21 protein-coding genes are annotated in these 23,589 nt (G+C 36.5%); 8 read left to right on the top strand and 13 right to left on the bottom strand.

What is annotated here, in order from left to right:
• Positions 1–145: 145 nt before the first annotated feature.
• From AAA926_RS06095 to lepA, 5 genes are all read left to right on the top strand, one after another.
• Positions 146–559 carry a cupin domain-containing protein gene (locus tag AAA926_RS06095; RefSeq protein WP_338212118.1) on the top strand — a complete coding sequence of 138 codons (414 nt, stop codon included), beginning with the start codon at positions 146–148 and terminating at the stop codon, positions 557–559.
• 3 nt (positions 560–562) lie between these two features.
• Positions 563–880, top strand: coding sequence for a carboxymuconolactone decarboxylase family protein (locus tag AAA926_RS06090; RefSeq protein ID WP_034978182.1), 318 nt, complete (start codon positions 563–565; stop codon positions 878–880).
• A 170-nt stretch (positions 881–1,050) separates the two neighbouring features.
• Positions 1,051–2,019, top strand: a complete 969-nt coding sequence (locus AAA926_RS06085) for an asparaginase (RefSeq protein ID WP_338212117.1) — start codon at positions 1,051–1,053, stop codon at positions 2,017–2,019.
• 111 nt (positions 2,020–2,130) lie between these two features.
• Positions 2,131–2,793 (top strand): TetR/AcrR family transcriptional regulator, encoded by a 663-nt coding sequence (locus AAA926_RS06080; RefSeq protein WP_338212116.1) that lies wholly within the window; start codon positions 2,131–2,133, stop codon positions 2,791–2,793.
• A 1-nt stretch (position 2,794) separates the two neighbouring features.
• Entirely contained in the window at positions 2,795–4,609 is a 1,815-nt protein-coding gene (gene lepA, locus AAA926_RS06075; RefSeq protein WP_338212115.1) for a translation elongation factor 4, read from the top strand.
• 65 nt (positions 4,610–4,674) lie between these two features.
• Here the strand turns inward: lepA and AAA926_RS06070 are convergent, their stop codons facing one another.
• The 4 genes from AAA926_RS06070 to AAA926_RS06055 all read right to left on the bottom strand — a co-directional run bounded on the left by AAA926_RS06070 (position 4,675) and on the right by AAA926_RS06055 (position 9,705).
• The gene (locus AAA926_RS06070; protein WP_338206800.1) at positions 4,675–5,871 is read right to left on the bottom strand and encodes an MFS transporter; all 1,197 of its coding nucleotides are present in this window, start codon (positions 5,869–5,871) and stop codon (positions 4,675–4,677) included.
• Between the two features lie 27 nt (positions 5,872–5,898).
• Entirely contained in the window at positions 5,899–7,386 is a 1,488-nt protein-coding gene (locus AAA926_RS06065) for an FAD-dependent oxidoreductase (RefSeq protein WP_338212114.1), read from the bottom strand.
• A gap of 203 nt (positions 7,387–7,589) precedes the next feature.
• Positions 7,590–8,477 (bottom strand): LysR family transcriptional regulator, encoded by an 888-nt coding sequence (locus AAA926_RS06060; RefSeq protein WP_338206798.1) that lies wholly within the window; start codon positions 8,475–8,477, stop codon positions 7,590–7,592.
• A 535-nt stretch (positions 8,478–9,012) separates the two neighbouring features.
• Positions 9,013–9,705 carry a 2,3-diphosphoglycerate-dependent phosphoglycerate mutase gene (locus tag AAA926_RS06055; protein WP_034978190.1) on the bottom strand — a complete coding sequence of 231 codons (693 nt, stop codon included), beginning with the start codon at positions 9,703–9,705 and terminating at the stop codon, positions 9,013–9,015.
• Positions 9,706–9,863: 158 nt separating this feature from the next.
• Between AAA926_RS06055 and AAA926_RS06050 the strand changes: the two genes are divergently transcribed.
• The 3 genes from AAA926_RS06050 (at position 9,864) to AAA926_RS06040 (ending at position 12,860) form a co-directional block, all read left to right on the top strand.
• The gene (locus AAA926_RS06050) at positions 9,864–10,661 is read left to right on the top strand and encodes a hypothetical protein (protein WP_338206796.1); all 798 of its coding nucleotides are present in this window, start codon (positions 9,864–9,866) and stop codon (positions 10,659–10,661) included.
• A gap of 306 nt (positions 10,662–10,967) precedes the next feature.
• The gene (locus AAA926_RS06045) at positions 10,968–11,738 is read left to right on the top strand and encodes a hypothetical protein (RefSeq protein WP_198179782.1); all 771 of its coding nucleotides are present in this window, start codon (positions 10,968–10,970) and stop codon (positions 11,736–11,738) included.
• 150 nt (positions 11,739–11,888) lie between these two features.
• Complete coding sequence (locus tag AAA926_RS06040; RefSeq protein WP_338206794.1) at positions 11,889–12,860, top strand: Gfo/Idh/MocA family protein; 972 nt, start codon at positions 11,889–11,891, stop codon at positions 12,858–12,860.
• A gap of 189 nt (positions 12,861–13,049) precedes the next feature.
• Here AAA926_RS06040 and AAA926_RS06035 read toward each other — a convergent pair whose 3' ends face one another.
• The 9 genes from AAA926_RS06035 to AAA926_RS05995 form a co-directional block, all read right to left on the bottom strand.
• Entirely contained in the window at positions 13,050–13,868 is an 819-nt protein-coding gene (locus AAA926_RS06035; protein WP_338206793.1) for an SLAP domain-containing protein, read from the bottom strand.
• 401 nt (positions 13,869–14,269) lie between these two features.
• Positions 14,270–16,099 carry a cation:proton antiporter domain-containing protein gene (locus AAA926_RS06030; protein WP_338206792.1) on the bottom strand — a complete coding sequence of 610 codons (1,830 nt, stop codon included), beginning with the start codon at positions 16,097–16,099 and terminating at the stop codon, positions 14,270–14,272.
• Positions 16,100–16,251: 152 nt separating this feature from the next.
• Complete coding sequence (locus AAA926_RS06025; RefSeq protein ID WP_338206791.1) at positions 16,252–17,445, bottom strand: SLAP domain-containing protein; 1,194 nt, start codon at positions 17,443–17,445, stop codon at positions 16,252–16,254.
• Between the two features lie 46 nt (positions 17,446–17,491).
• Positions 17,492–18,709: an SLAP domain-containing protein gene (locus AAA926_RS06020; RefSeq protein WP_338206790.1), complete on the bottom strand. Its 1,218-nt coding sequence runs from the start codon at positions 18,707–18,709 to the stop codon at positions 17,492–17,494.
• 122 nt (positions 18,710–18,831) lie between these two features.
• Positions 18,832–19,323, bottom strand: coding sequence for a sigma-70 RNA polymerase sigma factor region 4 domain-containing protein (locus tag AAA926_RS06015; RefSeq protein ID WP_198179770.1), 492 nt, complete (start codon positions 19,321–19,323; stop codon positions 18,832–18,834).
• A gap of 232 nt (positions 19,324–19,555) precedes the next feature.
• A complete protein-coding gene (locus AAA926_RS06010) occupies positions 19,556–20,398 on the bottom strand; it encodes a hypothetical protein (protein WP_338206787.1) in 843 nt (280 codons plus the stop codon).
• A gap of 151 nt (positions 20,399–20,549) precedes the next feature.
• Entirely contained in the window at positions 20,550–22,361 is a 1,812-nt protein-coding gene (locus AAA926_RS06005; RefSeq protein ID WP_338212113.1) for an SLAP domain-containing protein, read from the bottom strand.
• A 519-nt stretch (positions 22,362–22,880) separates the two neighbouring features.
• Positions 22,881–23,129 (bottom strand): DUF2922 domain-containing protein, encoded by a 249-nt coding sequence (locus AAA926_RS06000; protein WP_370466818.1) that lies wholly within the window; start codon positions 23,127–23,129, stop codon positions 22,881–22,883.
• 43 nt (positions 23,130–23,172) lie between these two features.
• A complete protein-coding gene (locus AAA926_RS05995) occupies positions 23,173–23,391 on the bottom strand; it encodes a DUF1659 domain-containing protein (RefSeq protein WP_198179763.1) in 219 nt (72 codons plus the stop codon).
• Positions 23,392–23,589 lie beyond the last annotated feature (198 nt).

The raw sequence follows: 23,589 nt of genomic DNA, 5'->3' as shown, positions 1-23,589 counted from the left end.
TTTTAACAAAATAATAAATTCACAAAGCAATAACTAATTATTAATAAATGTAATTTAATTCATAATTACTGTCAAAATAACTTGACTTAAAGCACACATTAAGTACTAAAGTAATCATATAAATAAGGTAAAAAGGAGAATCAATATGGGCAATCACAAAGATGATGTGCAAAATGGTATTTTTGCTTTGGGTGAAAAGAATACTGCTTATCAAAAATATTTTATTGGCCAAAGTTACCTGCAAAGCTTGGTCAATGATCCTAAGATTAACGTAAGCGTCTCAAACGTTAGTTTTGAACCGGGTTGTCGCAACAACTGGCACCAGCATATGGGCGGCTTTCAAATTTTATTAGCTACCGCTGGCGAAGGCTGGTATCAAGAAGAAGGCAAGACTGCACGTAAATTACATCCGGGAGATGTAGTAGTTGTTCACGACGGTGTTAAGCACTGGCATGGTGCTACCAAAAATAGTTGGTTTGCGCATATTGCTATCACTGCGGGAACACCAAAATGGCTGGAGCCAGTCACAGATGAAGAATATGAAAAATTGGAGGATTAAAAAATGAAAAAGCAAACAGCCGGTAGAGATAACTTAGGTGATTTTGCACCTAAGTTTGCGGAATTGAATGATGATGTTTTATTTGGTGAAGTCTGGTCAAGAGAGGATAAGTTGTCTGCTCGTGACCGTAGTTTAATTACCTGTGCCGCATTAATGGCACAAGGAGCTTTTCCCCAACTCAAATCACATATGATTATTGGAAAAAAGAACGGCATTACGAAAGACGAAATGGTCGAACTGATTACTCATTTGGCATTTTATTGTGGCTGGCCGAAGGCTTGGTCTGCTTTTGATTTAGCAAAAGAAATTTTCACTGATTAAAACCTTTAATTTAAAGCAGCTGGCCTTTTTGAAGTGACACCCAAATTTAGGACAAATTTGGGTGCTATTTTATGTCTAAAATCTATGGTCTTTAACGGTTTCTGCATCCCTAATTTTATGCTAACCTGTAGAAGTATTAATTAAAGAAATTACAGGAGCAAAAACCTATTATGAGTAAAAAAATTCTGATCTTACATACTGGTGGCACCATTTCAATGTCAGAAGATAAAAATGGAAAAATTAAGCCTAACAGTCAAAATCCCTTGACTGACCTCTCTTTAAACGTTAATGACGATGTCCAGATAGTTACTGAAGAAATTTTCAACTTACCTTCTCCTCATATGACACCAGAGCGCATGTTGCAACTTTCTTTGCGTATCCGCCAAGCAGAAGCCGAAGGTTTTTTCGGGGCAGTCGTGACTCACGGCACAGACACCCTGGAAGAAACAGCTTTATTTTTAGATTTAACCATTTCCAGTAAAATGCCTGTGGTAGTAACCGGAGCTATGCGCTCTTCTAATGAAATTGGCAGCGACGGACTGTACAATTTCAGAACTGCAATCATGGTCGCCAGTTCTGATGCTTCTATTGGCAAAGGTGTTGTAGTTGTGATGAATGATGAAATTCATCCTGCCCGTTATGTTACGAAGACCCATACTACAAATGTTGCTACTTTTCGCACCGCTACATTTGGTCCTATAGGAGTTGTATCCGAAGGTCACGTTAATTACGTGCAAACCATCAATCCCCAGCAACACTTACCAATTGACCACATTATTGCAAATGTTTATTTAGTAAAGGCCTATGCAGGAATGGGACCAGAGATCTTTCAAGCTTTAAACAAGCCATCAACAAATGGGTTAGTAATTGAAGCTTTAGGTGCCGGTAACATGCCACCGCAAACATTACCTGAATTGCAAAAACTACTTGATAATGGAATTCCCCTGGTATTGGTTTCCCGTTGTTTTAACGGTATTGCTGAACCAGTTTATGATTATCAAGGTGGCGGTGTCGGATTAGCCAAAATGGGCATTATCTTCTGCCGCGGCCTCAATGGACAAAAAGCCAGAATTAAGCTCTTAGTTGGTTTAAGTGCTGGTCTGAAAAATGAGCAATTAAAGAAATACATTAATAATTAAATCAGCAATGAAAACCATCTTCATAAAAGATGGTTTTTTCTTGCAAAAATTGGTAATTATTTGTAAAATGACCGTTGGTCATTATTGAATGAAAGGAGTATATCTGCCATTATGTATGTCTTGACTCCCAAAGAAAAAGAAGCAAAAAAACAGCTAATTGCAGCTGCTGCCAGCAAGTTATTTCAAAAAAATGATTTTAACCAAATATCTATGGCGCAAATTGCCAGTGAATCTGGCGTGGCAAAGGGCACACTATTTAATTATTTTAAAACTAAAGAAAATATCTTTATGTACTTATTGCTTTCTGGTTACCAAGATTACCTCACGGAAGTTCTTCAGCGTTTTCAAAAAACTAAAAATATCACTTCTTGGGCTGATTTTTCCTCTTTTATACTAGAGCAAAACCATTTGTTAATCAGTCAGAGGACAGATTTATTACGTCTTAACGCGTTACGTGGTCCAATTTTAGAAACTGCCGCTGACAGAGAACAGACATTGGCTGGTCGCGAAAAACTCTATGAAATAAACAGGAAACTGGGACAAGCAATAGCCGAGAAAATTTCACTGCTTAGCGTTAAGCAAGCCAGTCACCTTTTCATCATTCAAAGTGCAATTATCAGCGGACTAATGAATATGATGAACCTGGATGAGTTTCACCACGATCAATTACCCGTTGATTTTAAAGTTTTTCAAATCGACCTCGAACAAGAAGCAAATCAATTAATGCTCTTTTATTTACAAGGCATAGAGCAAAAACTGGAAGGAGCAAAATAAAATGAAACTTGCTAATATTAGAAATTTTGCCATAATTGCTCATATTGATCATGGTAAATCAACATTAGCTGACAGAATTATGGAACAAACTGATACTGTGAGCAAAAGACAGTTAAGTGACCAACTTTTGGACAGCATGGAAGTTGAGCAGGCGCATGGCGTGACAGTCAAATCAAGATCAGTGCGTAACTTTTATCAAGCGGATAACGGTCACGAATACGAATACAATTTAATCGATACTCCAGGGCACGTTGATTTTTCTTACGAAGTTTCTAAAAGTCTGGCTGCAAGTGATGGTGCTATTTTACTGGTCGACGCAACTCAGGGTGTACAAGCACAAACCGTAGCCAATTTGCGTTTAGCTTTAAAACATAATCTGACTATCATTCCGGTGATTAACAAAATTGACAATGCAGCGGCAGACGTAGAAGCAACAGAAGCTCAAATACGTGCCTTAAGACCAGAATTTGCTGATGTGGATATTTTAAAAATTTCTGCTAAAACAGGAGAAAATGTTCATCAAGTATTAGAAGCAATTTACCAAAAAATACCGGCTCCTCAGGGAAAACCCGATGCAACACTTAAGGCACTGATTTTTGACTCACAGTATGATTCATATCAGGGAATTATCGCGGATGTCAGACTAATTGATGGTCAGTTAAAGAACCAGCAAAAATTGCAGCTAATGCAGGGCGACAGCACGTTTAATGTGCAAGCAGTAGGGATTTTCACCCCAAACATGCAACCAGTAAAGGAATTAAATGCGGGAGAAGTCGGCTATATTGTGACTGGAATTAAAGATGTTGCCAGTGTCCAGGTTGGCGATACCTTAACCACTGCAGAAAATCCTACTAAAAATGCCATTCCCCACTTTAAGCCAGCGCAATCAATGGTTTATGCCGGTTTTTATCCTAAAGGAGATACCAGTTATGAAGCCTTAAAACAAGCTATTAGTAAGCTGGCTCTCAATGATTCCGCTTTTCATTACTCTCCCGAACAGTCTGAAGCTCTTGATGCCGGCTTTCGCTGCGGTTTCTTAGGCATTTTTCACTTGCAAATAATCCAAGAACGACTGCGGGATGAATATCATGTGGAAGTATTAACCACTGCACCGAATGCAACCTATCACGTTTATCTCAAGCAGCCTCAGCCTAAGCAGGAATATCTCACAATCACCAATCCAGCGAAATTTCCTGACTTTTCTGAAATTGATTACGTCACTGAATCTTATGTCAAAACAGTCATTACTACGCCCAATGAATATTTAGGAGCAGTCATGAAATTATGTGACCAGCATTTTGGGGAAATGGTTGACTTGGATAATCAACAAGATTTAGTCACATTAACATACAAACTGCCAGTTTCCGAAATTGCCTATGACTTTTTCAACAGCTTAAAATCAATTACTCATGGGTTTGCGACGCTTGATACCGAATTTCTGGATTATGAACTGGTTGATGTAGTCAAAATTCAAATTCAGATCAACTATGCCGCTGTTGATGCTCTCGACATTATTGTGCCACGCCAAAAAGCCGATTTGATCGCCCATAAGTTGGTCAAAAAATTAAAATATACGGTTCCACGTCGTCTATACCCGATGCCGGTGCAAGCAATGGTGGAAAACAAATCAATTGCGAGAGTTGACGTGCCGCCTTTACGTAAAAATGCGGCTGTAAACGGTGAAAAAAGAAGCATCTCGAAAAAACAACAACTTTTACGCAGACAAAGTTTAAACAAAAGACAAGCTGTTAAAAGCGATATCAAGTTGCCCCAAAGCGTCTTCGATGCCATTTTAAACATTAATGAGCCGGATTAAAAAAGAATAAACTAAAAACGCGAAATTTAAATCTCTCGCGTTTTATTTGTTTAATTTATTTATTCTTAATTTCTTTTTGCACGATTAGCATCTGGCAAAGCCAAAACAAAGAATGCAGTTGTAAAGGCTAAGACAGCTTGAATCATAAATGTTAGGGCATAATTTTGCCCGGCAATTGAAGAAATCACAACAGGTAAAATATACGATAGTAAAGTAGATGTCATACCAACAATACCACCAGCGCTACCAGCATACTTAGGTCCTATTTCAGGGAATGAAATAATCATTGATTGTAAAATTGGACCAGCTGAAGCTCCAAACAATCCACCAAGTACTAGGTCTACAACAAGAAGACTGTTACCTGATAAGTATGCAACCATAAACATTGCCATGGCCGAAATAGTCACAAAAACCACCATAATAGGTTTAGCTTTTTTCATTTTACCAATAATTGCAGGCCCCAACATAGCTCCAACCAAGCTACCAATTTCTGCAACAGATGCAATTGCATTAGCACCAGCCGGTGTCATTGCTTTGCCATTAATTAAAGCTTGAGGCAAAATTCCAGTAAAAGACATAGAGGCAGCTTGACCAATACCACCGGCAATTGCAACTAGCCATGTCTTTTTACTTTTAACAGCAATATTAATATATTTTGTCACTGGTTCTGAAGGAGGAACTTTTTCTCCTTTAGGGGCGTCTTTAATAAACAGTACCCAACAGATTGACAAAACAAGTAGCAGTGTTGAGGAGAACATATAAGCTGCCTTAACACTAGAGAATAACGGTCCCGTCAACTGTGAAAGAATAATTCCAATGCTCGCTGAAGCAAAGAACATACCCATCGCTAAATTAGTATCTTGTTTAAACCAAATACCAAAAATTTTAATTGTATTTGTACTTAAAATCGACATGTAAACGCCAAACAGTAATAGCATGACCATCATCATAGCAAAATTAGTTGCTATTAAACGGCCGTAGGCACCAATAACTGAAATAATGCATCCTACAGTTACAACCTTTTTAGCACCAAATCTATCTGCCAAAGATCCTGCAGGTAAACTTAGAACTACGGCTACCAACATAGGTGCCATCAGTAAACTTGAAAATTGCGCAGTAGAAATGTGTAAAGCTGGCATAATTTGTGTTGCAAGTACTGAAACTTGGAATTGTATATAGTTACTTGCTACGTCCATCAAACATACTATTACTAAAATTACCCAACGGTAATTAGAGAGACGAGGCATTTGTTTTTCTTCCATATTAATGAATACTCCTTCTAAAGTAAATTAATTTTCAGCTGCATTCTTACCTGCTAAGCGACCAAAAGTTTGGGCCCGACCACAAGCAAGACCAGGAACTCGATCAGGATAACTACCCCAGAAGAAACCTCCACTCGCATTACCGGCAGCATAAAGATGAGGAATAGCATTACCGTTTTTGTTCAAAACTTGCATTTTAGTATTTATTCGTAATCCATCAAGAGTAGCAAGAAGGCGTCCACCTATAATGATTCCATAATATGGAGCCTTAACTATAGGAAATAATCTAAAAGCCTCTTTGCCAAAATCATCATCACGTTTTTGTTGGCACATTTTATTATATCTTGTAACACTAGCTACCAAGTTATCTTCTGGTAAATGCAACTTTTCAGCCAATTCCGCAATTGTTTCGGCTTTTTGTGCTGTACCATCATCAAGTCGACGTTGAACCTCAGCTTTAGCACCTTCTGTGTCATAAAAGCCCGGCCACCCATAACGTGAACAGCCAAGAGTATGGAACTCCTTAAGATGGTTCATCGTTTCTTCATTCCAAATGACAGCTTCTAAATAGCCTGGTTGCTTTGCCGCACTATTGGTATCAAATTGATATGGCTCACTTTCATTACCAAATCGTTCACCTTGCAAGTTAACTTTCAATAAAGGATAAGAGCCTAGCCAAAAGTAACCAGAACCACGATAATCAACTACAAACTGATCTTCAGCTTTTGTTCCCACTTTGACGCCGCCACGATCAAAAATCGTTTCAGCTGGTTCTTCATCGCGAGCGGCTCCGGCTGCTAAACCTGCAAGAATCCCGGATCCATCATCGCGTGGACCATCAGAGTAAACATTTTTCTTTAAAGCAAATGGGTTCCATTTCTCCAATAGCTCCTTATTAGCGCCATACCCACCTGTGCAAATAATGACACCTTTAGACGCATGATATTCAGTTTTTTGACCACTATGACGATCACTAGCAATAATTCCGATAACTTTGCCATTTTCATCGGTTAGTAACTGCTCCAACTTGGTATTATATTTTAAAGTAACTCCTAGTTCTTTAATCTTATTAATCATCCATGAACCATAATGGGCCCAATCAGTATTTTTGCCATTCGCAATTACATTTTCGACAGGAAAAGCTGTATTAATCATAGTTTCATAGCTCGCATCGGGTTGAGGCATAATATGTCCACCGTTAGGTTTTAACACGTTTTCCTCAAGCCAATTTACTGCTTCTGCACTATTATTAGCCCATGTCCACAATAGTCGCTGGTCTACATTCGCTTGGGCAAATAAAGTTAAAAAGTTTATTATTTTTGCTTTATCTAATTTAATACCGGCCTTTTTTTGTGCATTACTGCCAACCGCAGCAAAAGAAGAACGATACAAGTATTGTGAATCTCCCATTTTATCAATCAATAAAACTTTTGCACCTTTTTCAGCTGCAGCACACGCAGCCATTCCACCAGAATTACTTGCTCCTGCTATAATTACGTCATAATTGCTTTCCATTTTTTACCAACTCTTTCTTTAAATATATTTTGTGCACACATTTAAAGTAGCATGCAATTTGGGCATTTAAGCAAGCACATTAAAATGTAAAATAACAAACTGGAATGCTTGAAAATTTTGTAATTATTGCAGAAAAATAGCTCGTCAATCTTTTATTTATAGATTAACGAGCTTTTTTAATCCCTAAAAAACTATTTATATAATCAAATGGTTCTTTTTACTGCATTTTTAAAAACCTGAACTACTTTATCAATATCAATGTCTCTAACAGCTGACTTCATGTATGCAATACCATACGGTGGTATCTCAGAATAATCAAGGGGCAGATATTTAACATCACTTGCATGATAATCTGCAATAAAATTAGGTAAAATACCATAGCCCCATTCAGCTTTGACATATATCCCCATTTTAAAGAAATCACTTACGAACCTTATATCTTGAACATTCATGCTTGCTATCAATTTATTTTGAGTTTGAAAGCTTAAAGAATTTGTTGGATTAAATAAGAACAAATTTTGTTTTTGTAAATCTTTTAAAGTTACCTTTTCTTTTTTACTAAGTGCAGAGTTTGAAGGACACATTACAACAAAATGTCCTTTAATTAATGGCTCAAAACTGATATTTGTAATTGCTTCTACACTATCACGTGATACAAGGCAAATATCTACATGATGATTTAAAATTTCAGAAATAGAATAGTTCAATACATCCATAAAACGTATATCAAGATTGCTATCAATTTTATGCAAGTCATGTAAAACAATTGGCATTAATTCCTCTTCTAATGGAATGTCACAAACACCTATTCTTAATGAATTTCCAATTTTACTTTTATTACTTTTAAGATAATCCTTGGCATAATCCATGTCATCAACCACATTACGGGCAACTTTATAAAAATATCTTCCGGCATCTGTTAAAGAAATCCTGTGATGCTCTCGTACAATTAGAGTAACTTCAAGTTCATTTTCCAAGTCTTTAATATTTTTGGAAACAGCTGGCTGTGTGAAATTGAGTGCCTCTGCTGCAATAGTAAAACTCGAATTATCAACTGCTTTAACAAAACAATGTAACTGTGTAAAATTCATTTCTTAATCCTGCTCATAACTATATTTAAACTAATTATATAACTATTGAAAGGCTTTTCACAAGTTACTTATGTTTATAACATCACATCTTAGTTCTAATACAAATTCCATATCCATATATTGTATAACAATGACCAGCACTAAAATTGGTGCATACTCCATTGTGTTTAACTTGAGCAATATACTCTACAAAATATTAATTTCTCTAATCTAAATTTTTGGATTAATACGCCCTTAAAAACTCATAAAAGATAAGATATCTAAGTCGATTGAAGCATGATAGCATGTATGCTATTATGCAAATTAAAAAAGATCATGCAAAAAATATTAGAAAAAGAGTATTAAAGAGAAATAAAAATGAAAACTGAAACAGAAAAAATGCTTGATGAATTAACAAAAGACGATCCAAAATTAAAAGAATATGCTGAACAATATGGTCGGAAGCTTGACCATGCTGTCAAAATTCACAAATAAACTGTGGCTACTAAAAAATTCCTAACCGTGAAAGTTAGGAATTTTATTTTTTAACTTAAAATTAGTCGTCTAATTTTTCTTTGTTAGTGACATTCAACTTGTCATCAAAGGTGTAAACTACTGGTTCACCGGTCTTCATTTCCAAGTTCATAATATCAGCATCAGAAATGTTTTCGATGTACTTAGTCAAGGCACGAAGTGAATTACCATGAGCTGCAATAATAACGTTCTTGCCAGCTAACAGATCTGGAGCAATGTGGTCTTCCCAGAAAGGCATAACTCTTTCCAAACAAACCTTTAAGTTTTCAGTCCGAGGAATGATGTGGGGATCAAGATCGGCATAACGACGATCATGAACTTGGCTGTATTTAGAGTCATCCTCAATCTTTGGTGGCAAAACATCATATGAACGACGCCAAATGTGAACTTGCTCATCACCATATTTGTCAGCAGTAGCTTTCTTGTTTAAGCCTTGCAAGCCGCCATAATGACGTTCGTTTAATCTCCAGCTCTTAGTTTCTGGAACCCAAAGTTGGCCACTTTCTTCCAAAGCATAGTGTAGAGTCTTAATGGCACGAGTTAAAACAGATGTATAAGCTTGATCAAACTGCAGACCATGTTCCTTAATTAACTTACCTGCGTTCTTTGCTTCTTCAACGCCTTTTTCTGATAAATCTACATCAATCCAGCCAGTAAATTTATTTTCAAGGTTCCATTCACTTTGTCCGTGACGAATCAAAACTAATTTTGACATGAAATATCTCCTTTGCAAATTAAATGTTTCACTTACTATTTTACACATTTACATTTTGTTTTCATAGGGTTTAGTGCTAAAAATCGTTTTTTAAATACAAGTTTTACGATACAATAGATATAATGATGATTATAAGAAAAGAGAATATCTAACTCACTATGAAATTCAAAAAATTATTAATGGGCTTGAGCCTAATTGCGGCACTTGCTGCAGGCGGATGCTCCAAGCAGAAAAAGCAAAGCGAACCAATTCTAACTAAAAGCCAAGTAATCAAATGTTCACAGAAATCATTTAAAAGTGGCCAAGCCAAGCAGGTCGTAACCTTAGGAACCGATACTTCCAAACAAATTGTTACCACAACTGCTCTTTTTGGTGGCAACCCTACTGTATTTCAACTCAACTACCAAACTCAAGCCAAAGGTAAAACACAATCTTCGCAGGAGTGGGTTGATAATTCCAATCACGTTTATATTAACGGCTCAAGTGACTGGTATAAAGCTGATTTTAACAAATTAACGGGGCACTCTTATGCTGATTTACTGGATTCTATAGTTAATAATTCAATGTTAATGGATCCACCTAAGGCTCTGACTAACGCTTATAAAATGACTAGAAAAGGCCACACTTATACTTTAAAAGCGAACATCACAGACCAGAAAACGATGAAAGATGCATTAGATCCGATCTTTACCACCAACACTCAAAGTCCCAAGCAAAAAACTATCTATCATAAATTAGTCAAAATGGGTAAAATTAAAGGCATGACTGCCAAACTTGTGGTTAAAAATAAAAAAATGTATAGCTTTCAATACCTAGTTAAGGTTAAAGTAAATAAACTAATGCAATTCAGTGCTGGACAAAGTTATGGCAACATGGGCAGCAAAGACTTCTTAAAGATACCTACCAATGCCCTTAATGCCAAACCGCTGCCTAAAACAAACAAAAAGAAAAAATAGTTCTAAGTAAAATATAACGATTACTCCGAAACGAAAAATTTCGGAGTTTTTGTTATACAAAATACCTAATATAGTTGATGACCCAGTGGTAAAACCCTGATTTGCAAAATCTAATTTATGTAAAAAATTAAAAAATCATACTCTCATTAATATACAAAACGATTCTTATCATTTTTAAACTCTACTAAATCAAGGATGCAATTGTTACGCTGAAAAAAATCGGACAAATTTTTATATCAACTTGACTAAAAATGCTATATAATTTCCTTAAGGTAAAATAAGAATATTAAAAAGGAGATGTCCACAATGAAATTGAAGAAATTTTTGACGGCTATGTTATTGTCTGCCACTTTAGTTGGTGGTGGTCTAACTCATGCAAAAACAGTCGATGCAGCATTATCAAAAAAGCAGGCTATTGCAATTGTTAAAAAGAAAGAGAGCAACCAAACTAGTGGCCAATATACTACCAGTACAAAGATTAAAAGTGGTAAGCAAAAAATAAATTTCGACTCTCATGGTGCTTTTACCACCAAGCCTGAACTAGTTCAAGCCACTACCAAAGTAAAATCTGGCAAACACGCTGAAACAGTAGAGCAATGGATTGATATGGACGCAAAACGTGTCTACACCAAAGCAGATGGCAAATGGCAATATACACCTATTGCAGACGCTGATACTGCCAAAACTGATATAAAAAAATATAGCAGCGATCTGAAGAAATTTGCTAAAAGCATCACTACTGATTTGAGCAAAAATGCCAAACTTAGTCATAAAGATGGAGTTTATACCCTCAAAAGTAACGTCAATATTACTAAGGCAAGTAAATTTCTGAACAAAATTTTTAAAGACTATAAGGTAGATCTCAAGTCGTTCAAAAAGCACGTTAAACTCAGCAAGTGTAATGTTACTTTTAAAATCAAAGATAAAAAAATAACAAGCACTGCTACTTCTTTTAAAATGAACTACGACAAAAAAATGCCAGCTTCATTCAACTTTAGAATCTTTGGCTTCGGTAATTTCGACTCTTTGAAGTTACCAGATGAAGTCAAGAACGCCACTCCAGCTTCTGCAAACTAATTTGAGCAATAAAGTAAAGGTCTTTATATGAAAACAACTATTTTTAGTAAATATTTAACTATCATAATTATGGTGCTTTTAGGTTACTTAATGAGATAAAATGACTATAGAGTCGTTTAAATATTTTCATTAGTAATCGGAGGTCCAAAAATGAAATTAGGAATTATTGGCAGTGGTAAAATTGTTCACGATTTTTTAACGACTGCTGCTAAAATTAAAGGCCTTGAACTTGCAGCAATATCCACTACTCAACGTAGTCAGCCTATTGCCAAAGACTTAGCTAAACAATACAACATTAAAGAGGTATTTGCTGATAACGGGCAGTTGTGTCACGATGAAAATGTCGATACAGTTTATGTAGCCGTGCCTAATTCTTTACATTATGAAATCGTAAAAGAAGCTCTTCTTGCAGGCAAAAATGTTATTTGTGAAAAACCATATGTAGAAACTGTTGCTCAAGCTGAAGAACTTAAAGAAATAGCTGATAAAAATGGTTTAATCATTGTTGAGGCCATCACAAATATTCACCTGCCAAATTTCAAAGCGATTAAACAGCAATTAGCTGAAATTGCACCTATTCACATTATTTCTTTAAACTATACGCAATATTCCAGTCGCTATGATGATTTTTTGCAAGGAAAAATTGCACCTGTATTCGATCCTGCTAAAGATGGTGGAACTCTCACGGATTTGAACATTTACAATATTCACTTAGCAGTTGGTTTGTTCGGTAAGCCGGAAAAAGTGCAATATTATCCAGTAATGCAAAAACAAGTTGATACTTCGGGCATACTTAATTTAGTTTATCCTGATAAACAAGCAGTTTTAATTGCTGCAAAAGACAGCTATACTACTCCAAGATCATTTATTGAGGGTGAAAAAGGAACTATCTACTTTGATGGTTCAACTGGTGTTATTAAAAGCTTCATGGTTGAACACAGACATGGTGATAACAGTAAGTTCAACTTCAATCAGTTTGATCACCGAATGGCAAGTGAGTTTACAGATTTTGTGAAAATTATTGATACCCACGATACACAGAAAGCAAATGATTTGTACGAGCATAGCATAGCTGTCATGGATGTATTAGCTAAAGCAAAGCAATCTGTTTCTAATAATTAATATTAATGACTAAAAAACGCAATCAGTTCTCCAGTTGAGAAAGTTGCGTTTTTTTGTATCAAAAAAGAGGCCGGAGAATTTTGAAAAAACTGTAAAAGCAAGTTTTTCAAAAAACTTCTAAGACCTCTTTAATTATGATATTAAATTTACTCAATAATTTAATATAAAAAGCAAATTAATGATTACTCATTACTTAGAAGGGGTTGAGCTAGCTGAACCGTTGGATCCGGTTGAACCAGTTGAACTGTTGGAACCAGTAGAACCGTTTGAGCTAGTTGAACTATTTGAACCAGTAGAACCGTTTGAGCTAGTTGAACCATTTGAACCAGTAGAACCGTTTGAGCTAGTTGAACCATTTGAACCAGTAGAACCGTTTGAGCTAGTTGAACCGTTAGAACCAGTAGAACCATTTGAGCTAGTTGAACCGTTAGAACCAGTTGAACCATTTGAACCAGTAGAACCATTTGAACTAGTTGATGGGGTTGAAGTTGGTGTTGTTTCAGTCTTCTTCTTAGCTAAAGCACTTGCTTTAATGTATCCTGCTGAAGTTGAGTAGTACTTCTTGCCCTTAATTTTGACAGCCTTACCAAAGACTCTAACCTTTTGTCCCTTGCGAACCTTACCGTTCTTCAAAGCCTTGCCACTTCTGGTAACTAAAACTGTGTTCTTAGCTACTTTAGCAGCCTTACCAGTAACATTAACAGCCTTAATATATTGGTTCTTGCCAATCTTGTAGTAAACCTTGCCTTTAACAGTCTTTTTGCCAAGAACTGTTACTTTTTGACCAACTTTAACTGTTTTCTTAGTTTTAACTACTTTCTTGCCCTTTAGCTTGTAAACAGCAGAATTGGCGCCAACCTTCTTGGTCTTAGCGGCCTTCTTAGCTGCACTAACTTCAGTTGGGGCACTACTTAAAGCGTTAGTTGGTAACTGATTAACACCAACAGCTAATAATGTTGCACCAGCTACGGAAACTATCATTTTCTTATAAAAATTATTTTTACTCATTTTTCTGAGCCTTCCTTTTTCCATTGACAAATTCGACGCCCCTAGCTATACAGACTTAAGAACGCTATAACTCTTATTGAGTTACATAGGATTTATTTTAGCACTATAAACACCCAAAAAAAAGACTAGAGTTTTAATAAATTATTATTTTCTGTCATACGTGTTCGCAAAAATTATTCTAATTTTTGCTCTTTTAATAGTAAGTGTTTTGTATATTACAATTAAGTAATTTGCTTTTTAATAATATTAAATTATTTCCTATAGTTTTACAATTTATCAAAACGTGTCAGTCAAAAAGGACTAACTCTTGTGCTATCCTTTAAGTTATTCCGTAGTTAAATTCTAATAAAGTGTCTCAAATTCAGTTATCATAACAGCAAACCGCTTTTTAATTGATAAAATTACTTATTGCCGATAACTCTGCGAATACGATCAGCAACCTGATACTTAGCAGTAAATATCAATTCGTCTCCCATTTCAATAACCGTATGTCCATGCGGGACCAGCCATTCTTGTCCTCGGCGAATACGACTGACAGTGATGTCACTTGCTATATCCCAATCCATTAATTGAAGGCCTGAATACTGCCTGTTGCGGACAACAACAGAATAGACCGCATTTTTGGTATCGCTCAGCACATTATAAACAGCGGGCGATTCTATCAGTGCTCGCAGCAATGAAGAAGTAACATTGCTTAAGTCAAAGACTTCCATGCCGTTGCTGCGCAATTGTTCAACCTTGGCAATGTCAGCACGCTTCTGACAAATAATAATCCGTTTGAAATTACCTTTAGCTTTTGCCAGTTGTCCCAGTCGTAAATTGGTTTCGTCAGATCTCATAGCCGCAACAAATATATTCCCGGTAAAAACATCAGATTGACGCAGATTTGCTTCATCCAGTTTTGGTAATAATTTTAAATCCGGCACACGACTCTTATAAATATTATAGTGTTCATTACTAGTAGTATACATTTGAACTGAATACCAATTATCATGCAAATCAAGCATGACTGGAACTGTTAAAGCATTGGTGCCTAAAATCACCACTTTTTCCTTGATACGATCCTCAGCTTTTAACTTAAATATTGCATTAAAAAGTATCGGACAAAAAATGCAAACTATTACTGCAGCCAAGATAAAAACATCTGATTGCAAGCGTGTAATAACATTTAATTTTCTGGCCACTGCTAAAGTTGGTAAAACAATGGTGATCGTAGTCGCGGTCAAAAAGCCACCCGCAAAACCATTTCTTAAACCAAACTTTTTGGCATAAACTAACGCAACAGGCAATTTTGCCAGAAATAAAAACAGCACTAATATTGGTAACAGAATTAAAGAGTTGGGATGTGCCAAAAGTGATCTTAAATTGAGTTTAACCCCCGTCATAATAAAGAAAATAGGAATAAAGAAGCCATAACCAATTGAAGTCAATTTATCAGCAGTTTCCTGACTAGGCTCCAACAACTTCATGACAATGCCAGCTAAAAAGGCCCCTAAAATATTTTCTACTCCGACTCTTTCAGCAACTGTTACCAAAGCAAAAATTAAGAAAAAGGCTAAACGAACATCTAACTGCGTAGTTGACTTAGTCACTTTAACAAACCACAGATATGGCTGCTTAAAGTGCCACAACAGCAAAATAGCTACGCCAAAAAGCAAAATAATAAGCCACAATTGTCCGGTATTGCCACCATTAATCGCAGCATAAACCGTCAATAGCATTAACGGAATTACTTCTCCTAATACTGCAGTTAATAAAATCGTCTGACCTATCGGCCTATTTAAAATGTCCTTTTCTTTTAAGGTCGCAATTACTACTCCCAGTGCAATCGTCATGAAAATAATGGTTGCAAGCATCGTATCGCCAAATAAACCAAACCATTTTAAAACTAATGCCAGGCAGACAGATAACAGGGCTACGCCTAAAAACGCCTCTAATGCAATTTTAAAGGGTGAAATTTGATCCTGCTTTTGTTCTTGCTTATGCTTTGGTTTTAGCAAATCAAAATTAATTTCCATACCCGACAAAAACAATAGCAAAATGACGCCCAAGTTTGATAAAAACGCGAGATCATGTGTTGGCTGTACAATGTTAAAACCACTGGCACCAAGAATAATACCAATGATAATTTCGGCAACGGCCGTAGGAACAGCATTTACCTTTAATCGTGCCATTAAAATAGGAACAATTAGAGCAAACAAAACAACTAGGAATAAAGACAACTGTGCCACCAGGATTACCTCCTCATTTATTCTTAGTCGATTATACAAAATATTGACGAGCAGAGAAAATAAAAAGGGACAGCAAGTATTCAATAAATTAAAATCTGCTGCACATGCACATAAAAACAGGTCACGATAATTATCATGACCTGTTTACTTAATTAAAAATTGGCTGCTTTAACAAAGCGATTAGTGTCAATTGGATAGTACTTATTACCATTAATATTGACGCGGCCGCCATATGTCCGAACGGATTTGCCCTGCAAAAGCTTGGTAGTGCCAATACGAATTCCGGTAGTATCGTAAATATAAGCATTATGAGTTAACACCCGCTTGGAACCAACAATATTGCTAGCCACAACGTATTCATTTTCCCCAACTTGGAGGTATTTTTTACCATTTATTATTTTTTCTTGTGCCACGGTTACCACTGTCCCGGCAGTTTTTAATGCTGCATCAGTACGTTTACCTTGAGCATCATATGTATAAGCATCATGCATCAAAGTTTTCTTACCAGTCGGCGCTTGAGAAACAGGGTCGGAATCAGTAGCAGGAGTATTCGTGGATTCAGTTGAATCAGTTGGGTCAGTTGCATTTGCTGGATTTGACGAATCGTCAGTAACTGTGCTGTCATCAGGAACGTTGGACGTGACGGTTTCTGCTGCCTGCAAATTGTAATAGTGCTTCAAAAGTGAGTAAAAGTCATTCATTGAATAACCCCATTTTTTGAAGTAGCCGTCAGGATCGGTATGGTTAGTACCCCCTAAAAAGCGCGATACAGCATGATGGGACCAGATTGTCCCTTTACCAGTATTAGATGCATTAGAAGGCTTGATGTTATAGCGGTGCAACAACTTAGCCGCATAAATGGCATCGTTATTCACACTTTTAGCAAATTTCTTTCTGCTAGTTTCTTGACAAAGTTCAATTTGAATAAAACGGTTGTTGGCTACTGCTCCAGCGCCCCAGACACCATAGTTAGGAGTCATCATTTGGATAACCTGCTTGTGATCTACAAAAGCGTGAACATAGGAGTACATATTTTTCCATTCACGGTTAAAATAAATGGCCTCATTATATGCGGATGCCCCGGGGGTTGCAGTTTCATGAATAACAATACCCTCCGGCTTTCCTTTTCTGTACTTAATTTTATTCCCATGAGCGTAAAACTTATTATACTTAATATTCTGCGTTTGGAGCATTTTATGTAAGAAAGTAACGCCAACATAGCTGTTTTGTTTAGCAATTGAGTTAATGGAGGCAGCCTCTACCATCTGAGACTGATTAACGTTAAAAATAGGTGCAACTAAACCTACTCCGATAGCCACAGTAGTTATTAGTTTCTTTATCTTCATCTAATTTTTTCATTCCTTATTTTTGCTTGTTATAATTTAACTTTGTCTAGAAATTGCCTTTCTTAACATACTGGTGAATACCTACCCGATAATACTTAAGTCCATATATTGAAACTGCTTCACCATAGGTTGCGACAGATTGACCCTTCTTTAACACCTTTTTATTGTCACGATTGCCGTAATCGTTGTAAACAAAAGCATTTTTCTTGATCAATCTCATAGTGCCGTCAATATTACCACTGGCAATGTACTGATTTTCACCAATGCGATAATATTTTTTACCCTTAATAGTTTTAGTGCCGTAGGTAGCAATCACCTTGCCGGTATTGCCTACTTTAATTGCCTTGGCCTTTTTTACGCGTTTGCCTTTAGAATTGTAAATATAAGCGTTATGCATCAAGGTCTTGTTAACTTTCTTTTCACCTTTTGGAGCTTGAGAAGCTGGTGGAAGAGCACTGCCCATATTTAAAATAGTATCGTTAACCCAGCCTTTACCAGCAATATACAAGCGCTTTTTGCCATTATAAAAAGTAATAGTCTTAGTTACAGTAACTGCATCACCTTTAGCAACTGAATCGGTTTTGGCAGATACTGAGTGGTCAGTTGGCCAAGCATAAGTGGCACCTGCTTTTTTAACAACATAGGATTTACTAGTGTTCGAAATCTTAGGATCGTATTGCGTTAAGTTCGAAGTTGTTATCCTAGTGTTTAAAATAGTGTTGTAATTATTGGCGGTAGCGTATGTACCAGTTAGAGCCTTGGTGGCATCTGCATAAGAAGCAGCATTTTCAAGCCATGCTCCTTTGTAGCGTTCTGGCTGCCAAGTAACACCTAAGCGAAGTTTTTGACCATTATCATCAAATGAATCCTGATAAGTATTGTATTTCCTAAACTTCGCTGTCACGTAGTAGCTCTTGCCATTTTTGTCTTCTTCACGTGTTTTAGAAGAATAGGTTGCTCCTTGCCAGCTGTCATCAGCCTTCATTCCGAATAAATTATTGGCATTAACAGCCAGACCGGATTTGCCCCAGTTAGATTCCACAATTGCCTGTGCAATCATAACTGAAGGGTATAACCCATATTTTTTAGAAACTTTTTGTGCCTGCTTAACAGCAGTATTTAAAAAGGTTGTTTCATCTGCGCTGGCTGCAGATACTGTCTCAGCTTTTGCTGGAGAATTGGCAATTAAGTTGTTGGTAACTGGCATCAAGAGCGATGCACCAAGCATAGCCGCTGAAAAGCCAGTGATTAGTCTTTTTTTCATAAATAAAATTTCCTCCTTAACCGACATCTTTATTGTATCGGGCAATTAAAGTATTAACAATAGAATCCGCTTATTTGTAGTCAAAAAGTAATATTGCTGATTTTAATATTACAAATAGTAATTTATTTGTCTAAGACTTTCCGTAAATGATACAAAAGATCTCGTTTTAATCTTTGCAGCTGCACTCGATTGATACCTGTCTTTTCAGCTAAAGCACTGATTGTTTGACCACCGAGCAAATGATCAAAAAACAACATAAGTTCTATCTGCGTCATTTGCGCTAGCTCTTTTTCAAGTGCCAAATGATTATTCCAGTTAGCGAGCAAGCCAACCTGCTCTGCGGAATCAAAAACAATTTCTTGCTCAGTTATCCGTTTTTGCTTACGCAATAAGTCCAAAGTATGCCAGATAATTTTGCGAAAACTAAGGCGATCAACTTCAGTTCTTTTTCTGCCTGTTAACCTCGTCAACATTTCTGCGTAAATTATTATACCCTCTTGCAAAAAGTCTTCGTAATTAGTATAGTCCATTCTGACGTGGGCGGACCTCAGTGCGCCTCTGACTAATTTTTGATTGTGCCAGGCAGTTATAAATGCTTCTCTACTAATCTTCATTGGTGACATTCCTCTATTTCAAATATGTCACAAGCGCTTGTGCTCTTATAGATTAGCAAGATTGCTTAAAAATTAAAAAACACAATATTAAGTTTTTAACTGCTAGATTAACAAGTATTTAACTTTTACTTTCATTTTCTTCAGGCTTGTCTCATATATCATAGTTGCAATAAATTTACGGGTAAAAAAAGAGTAAAAAAATACACGAACTTCGTAAAGATCGTGCATTTTCTTAAAATAGAGTATCGGGACGTTTACTGTTTGAATAGGCAGATTTGTGAGCATCAGAAATTAACGGTAATTCATAATAATCAGCCAAATAATTGCCATATCGCGCATGCTTTTTATCTAATAATTCGGCCATTACCTTTTTTAATGATACTTCTTCTAGAGATTGGTGGGGATGAAAGTAAGAAGATTGGTCAATGAGAGAATCTCCGACAGAACTTTTAACCCGCCAACCCAAATTACTTTTTAAATGTACTGTACCCAGAAGGTAAAGTGCGTGATTAAAAAATAAACTATCGCTTACTTTACGGGGAATGTAACGACTGCAGTTATCATATGTAAAAATATAGCTAAAGCGATTAGTGGTTACAGATTTAAAAGCAGTTACATTATTTCGCAGTGACTCAAAACTTGCCATATTATGCAAAGCAACCCAGTCAATATTACCAGTATTGTAGCTACGCAAGGAAAAATACGCTAAGCGACCTGTGGCAATCACATTGTGCCCAACTAAATTAATCTTACGCGAAAATTCCCTTTGAAATTCTAGCCCAGCCAATAGACAATTCTGAGCAAAAGACGTTAGGTGCGCTTGAGTGCTACGGCAGCTTAAAACAATCCCCAAATTATAATCAAAAATTACGCTTTTGTACTTGCCTAAAAGTGGCTGTTTCTGAAACTGGTATAAAGCAATAGTTGCAGGATTTACACAATAAAATTCATCTTCAACCAAGTATTTATCTATTTCCTGATCTATGCCAATTCTCTGACGTAAAAGCTTTTGCGACCAAAAACGATATTTATGCCCACTAGGCAGGTTCCAGATATCACTTTCTTTTTTTGACAATTCATTCCTCTCCTTTAATTAAAGTAGACGAATACTATTATACCGGAAATGTTATCGCTTGCATAGCTCAATCACAGGTAAACATATTTAAAAGCACAAAAAAACAGAAGCGATATAATCGCTTCTGTTTCTTAATTAGCTATAAGACTAATTATTTAGCAAAGTTTGCAACCTTAACGTATTGCTTAGCAGGTCCACCAATTCTGTAGTAAGCCTTACCATTCTTGAATGTGTAAGGTGAACCATAAGTAGTAACTTGTGAGCCAGCCTTCAATACTTTTCTGTTAGCACGCTTCTTGCTGGTCTTGTATACATAAGCGTTGTGGCTTAATGTACGTGAAGTACCATCAATGTTGTCAGCCATTACGTATTGGTTGTCACCAATTCTGTAAACTAAGCTGCCATCAGCAAGCTTAGATGCTTTACCAAATACATCAACTGTAGTGTAAGCAGCTAAAGTCTTAGTACCAACACGCTTGTGATCCTTGTCGTAGATGTATGAGTTGTGCATAATCGTCTTAGATTCTTTAGCTGCTGGTTGGTAAGAACCATCAACATATTTACTTTCTACGTAAAGGTTTGAATCTGAGCTGTTAACACGAGTGTATGACTTGTCGCCAACCTTGATTGGGTCACCAAATGTAGCAATGATGTCACCATTCTTAACAGTAGTCTTAGAATCAGTTACAGTGTTACCTTCAATCTTGTAAACTGGAACATCACCATCAGATTGAACAGTCTTGTATTCTGCACCCTTTACACCAACAGTCAAGTAGAATACAGCCTTAGTAGTCTTACCTTCAGCGTTAGTTGCACTTACAGTAACTGGGTATTTACCAGCAACCTTAGTGTTAACTTTACTTACATCAACAGTAGGTGTCATTGGAGTCTTGTCAGTAGAACTTACGGTTGTTGCAAATGCTTTAGCAATAGCATCAGTGTCTACAGTACCGTTAACAGGAACGTAGTTGAATTTAACGCTGTCTGGAAGCACATCAATGTTCTTAGTACCATTAAATGATTTGTTACCGTTGTAGTCAGTAAGTGTCATTGCTGGGAATGAATCGTCACCCTCAGTTGGGTTAGGATTTACTGTTACCAAGAAAGTGCCAGTCTTACCATTTGTAGCATAGAAGTGTAAAGTAACTGGGAATGAAGCTGCAGGTTTGTCAAAGCTCTCGTTAGCATCATTCTTAGTAGTTACACCAACAGCTTTAAGAGCGTCACGAACGTCCTTCTTTACGTCAGTAAAGTGAGCTGTTGCTGGTGTAGTACCATTAGTAGTAGTAACGCCAAGAGTGTACTTGTTCTCAATAGCTTGAGTAACTCCTAAAACGCTGTAGCTGTTTGATGAAACATCAACAGATCCAGCATCTACAGCTCTACCAGTAGTTATGTCCTTAACGTAAGGAGCACCAGTAAGGGCTGTGTTAGCAAGATTAAATGTATCACTTACTACAGGAGCATTAGAAATAACACCTGATTTATCTGACTTCCTGGTATATTCAGTAGTGCCAGACTTAAGTGTATAATCAGTTTCAGCCTTTAAGCCAGTAATAGTTACATATACAAGAGCGCGATAAGTTTCTTTAACAGAAAGATTATTAGCATTCTTGCTGTCATCAACATCAGCTGCAAATGCTGGTGTACCATCTGATTTAACACCAGTCAATTGGGTACTTGTAAACACCTTAGCTGATGAAGTAGATACAGCAGCGCCAGCTGGTAATGTTGGGTTTGCTAATGAAACAGTTAACTTAGATGCTGGATCACCATCTGTCAAACTCAATGGGTTAGTAACACTAAGCTTAAAAGCTGCTGTAGTAGAACTATTATTAGTGGTTCCACCAACAACAGTAACATTAGTATCAGCAAATACTGTTGATACACCGGTTGCAGCAACTGGAGCAACAGCTAATAAAGCAGCTGCAGCAGCACTAACAATTCTTAAATTTTTCTTCATGTGGTCTTTCCTCCTTGTGTATATACAAAATAGTAATAGGCTATAGGTTCAGTCGTAATGAGCCTACATTGTTACAACACCCTTCAAGCCGAATTCATAAGTTTATAACTCTTATGAGGTAGCTTTCGAGCTGAAGAACGCGCATGCGTACAGGCTTCGAACCTGAAGCATAGCTATTACTTACCACATTTCTTATTGTACCTACCTTTTGCTTAAATTGCAAGACATGTAGTTATTTAACATACTTTTGTAATAAACGCTTACAGCTTTGTAAGCCACTTTTAATTTTACCAGAATTAACAAACCCCTTAACAGCAATACATTCAATGTTTTTCTGCACTAAAAAAGTTATTTTATTTCCAATTAAATTTTACAAAATAATAACAAAATAATTCGGAATAAAGTAAAAATCACGCCAAACTTGCCTTGACGTGATTTCCTATCTGTACTGATTATTTTTGCCTAAAAAACTGTTTGATTTTAATTATCGTTTCTTTAATCGTCTCCAAAAACTGCAGGTTACATTGACTGACCCTGAGTATTATCGAACAAACCAGTAACAGTTCGTTCAACATATGAAGCAGATTGTGGAGTTTTATACAGATCCACTCCTTCTTGCGCAAATGCTTTTGCATTTGCTATTGTTTCCATTGCATTCTTTACCTCTGTACCTGCCAAATTTGTGGCAGCATCCGGTAAAGACAAATTAACCTTTTTGTTTGCACCGTTTAGAAATACTAATTGTAAAGTTTTGGTCTTAGTTACCATATTATTTGCTCCTGTCTTAATCATTTTTTGTTGCGAAATTTTATTATTCATCACCAATAGGAATACCCTGTCTTTGAATTAAAGTCGCTGCACCCAGATCATCACCCTGCAATTGTGCTAAAGCTGCACCTACTTTAGCCAAACTGCCAGCTGTTGCTCCTTCTTTAACGTTCTTTAGAATTCGTGATTTAGTACCGTCTTTGCTGTATTTGGAATTTAAAAATGTGTATTGGACTGATTGTTCTAATAATGCAAAATTCATATTATTTTTTTCTTCCTTTTCTTAATAGTGTAATCAACCCGCGCGCCAGATGTCTTACACTATTACTAACGAAAATGGACGGCAAAATGTAACATTTTTTCTTAAAAAATGGTCACGTAAAGGTGAAAAAACACCATTGAGTAGTCAAATCTGCTTAAACCATCTATAATTAAACTAAGTATTAGTAAGGAGGATAAA

This window comes from Lactobacillus juensis (assembly GCF_036246285.1).
GTDB lineage: Bacteria > Bacillota > Bacilli > Lactobacillales > Lactobacillaceae > Lactobacillus > Lactobacillus juensis.
Note: the sequence above shows the minus strand (reverse complement) of the source record. Positions and strands in the feature narration are given on the sequence as shown.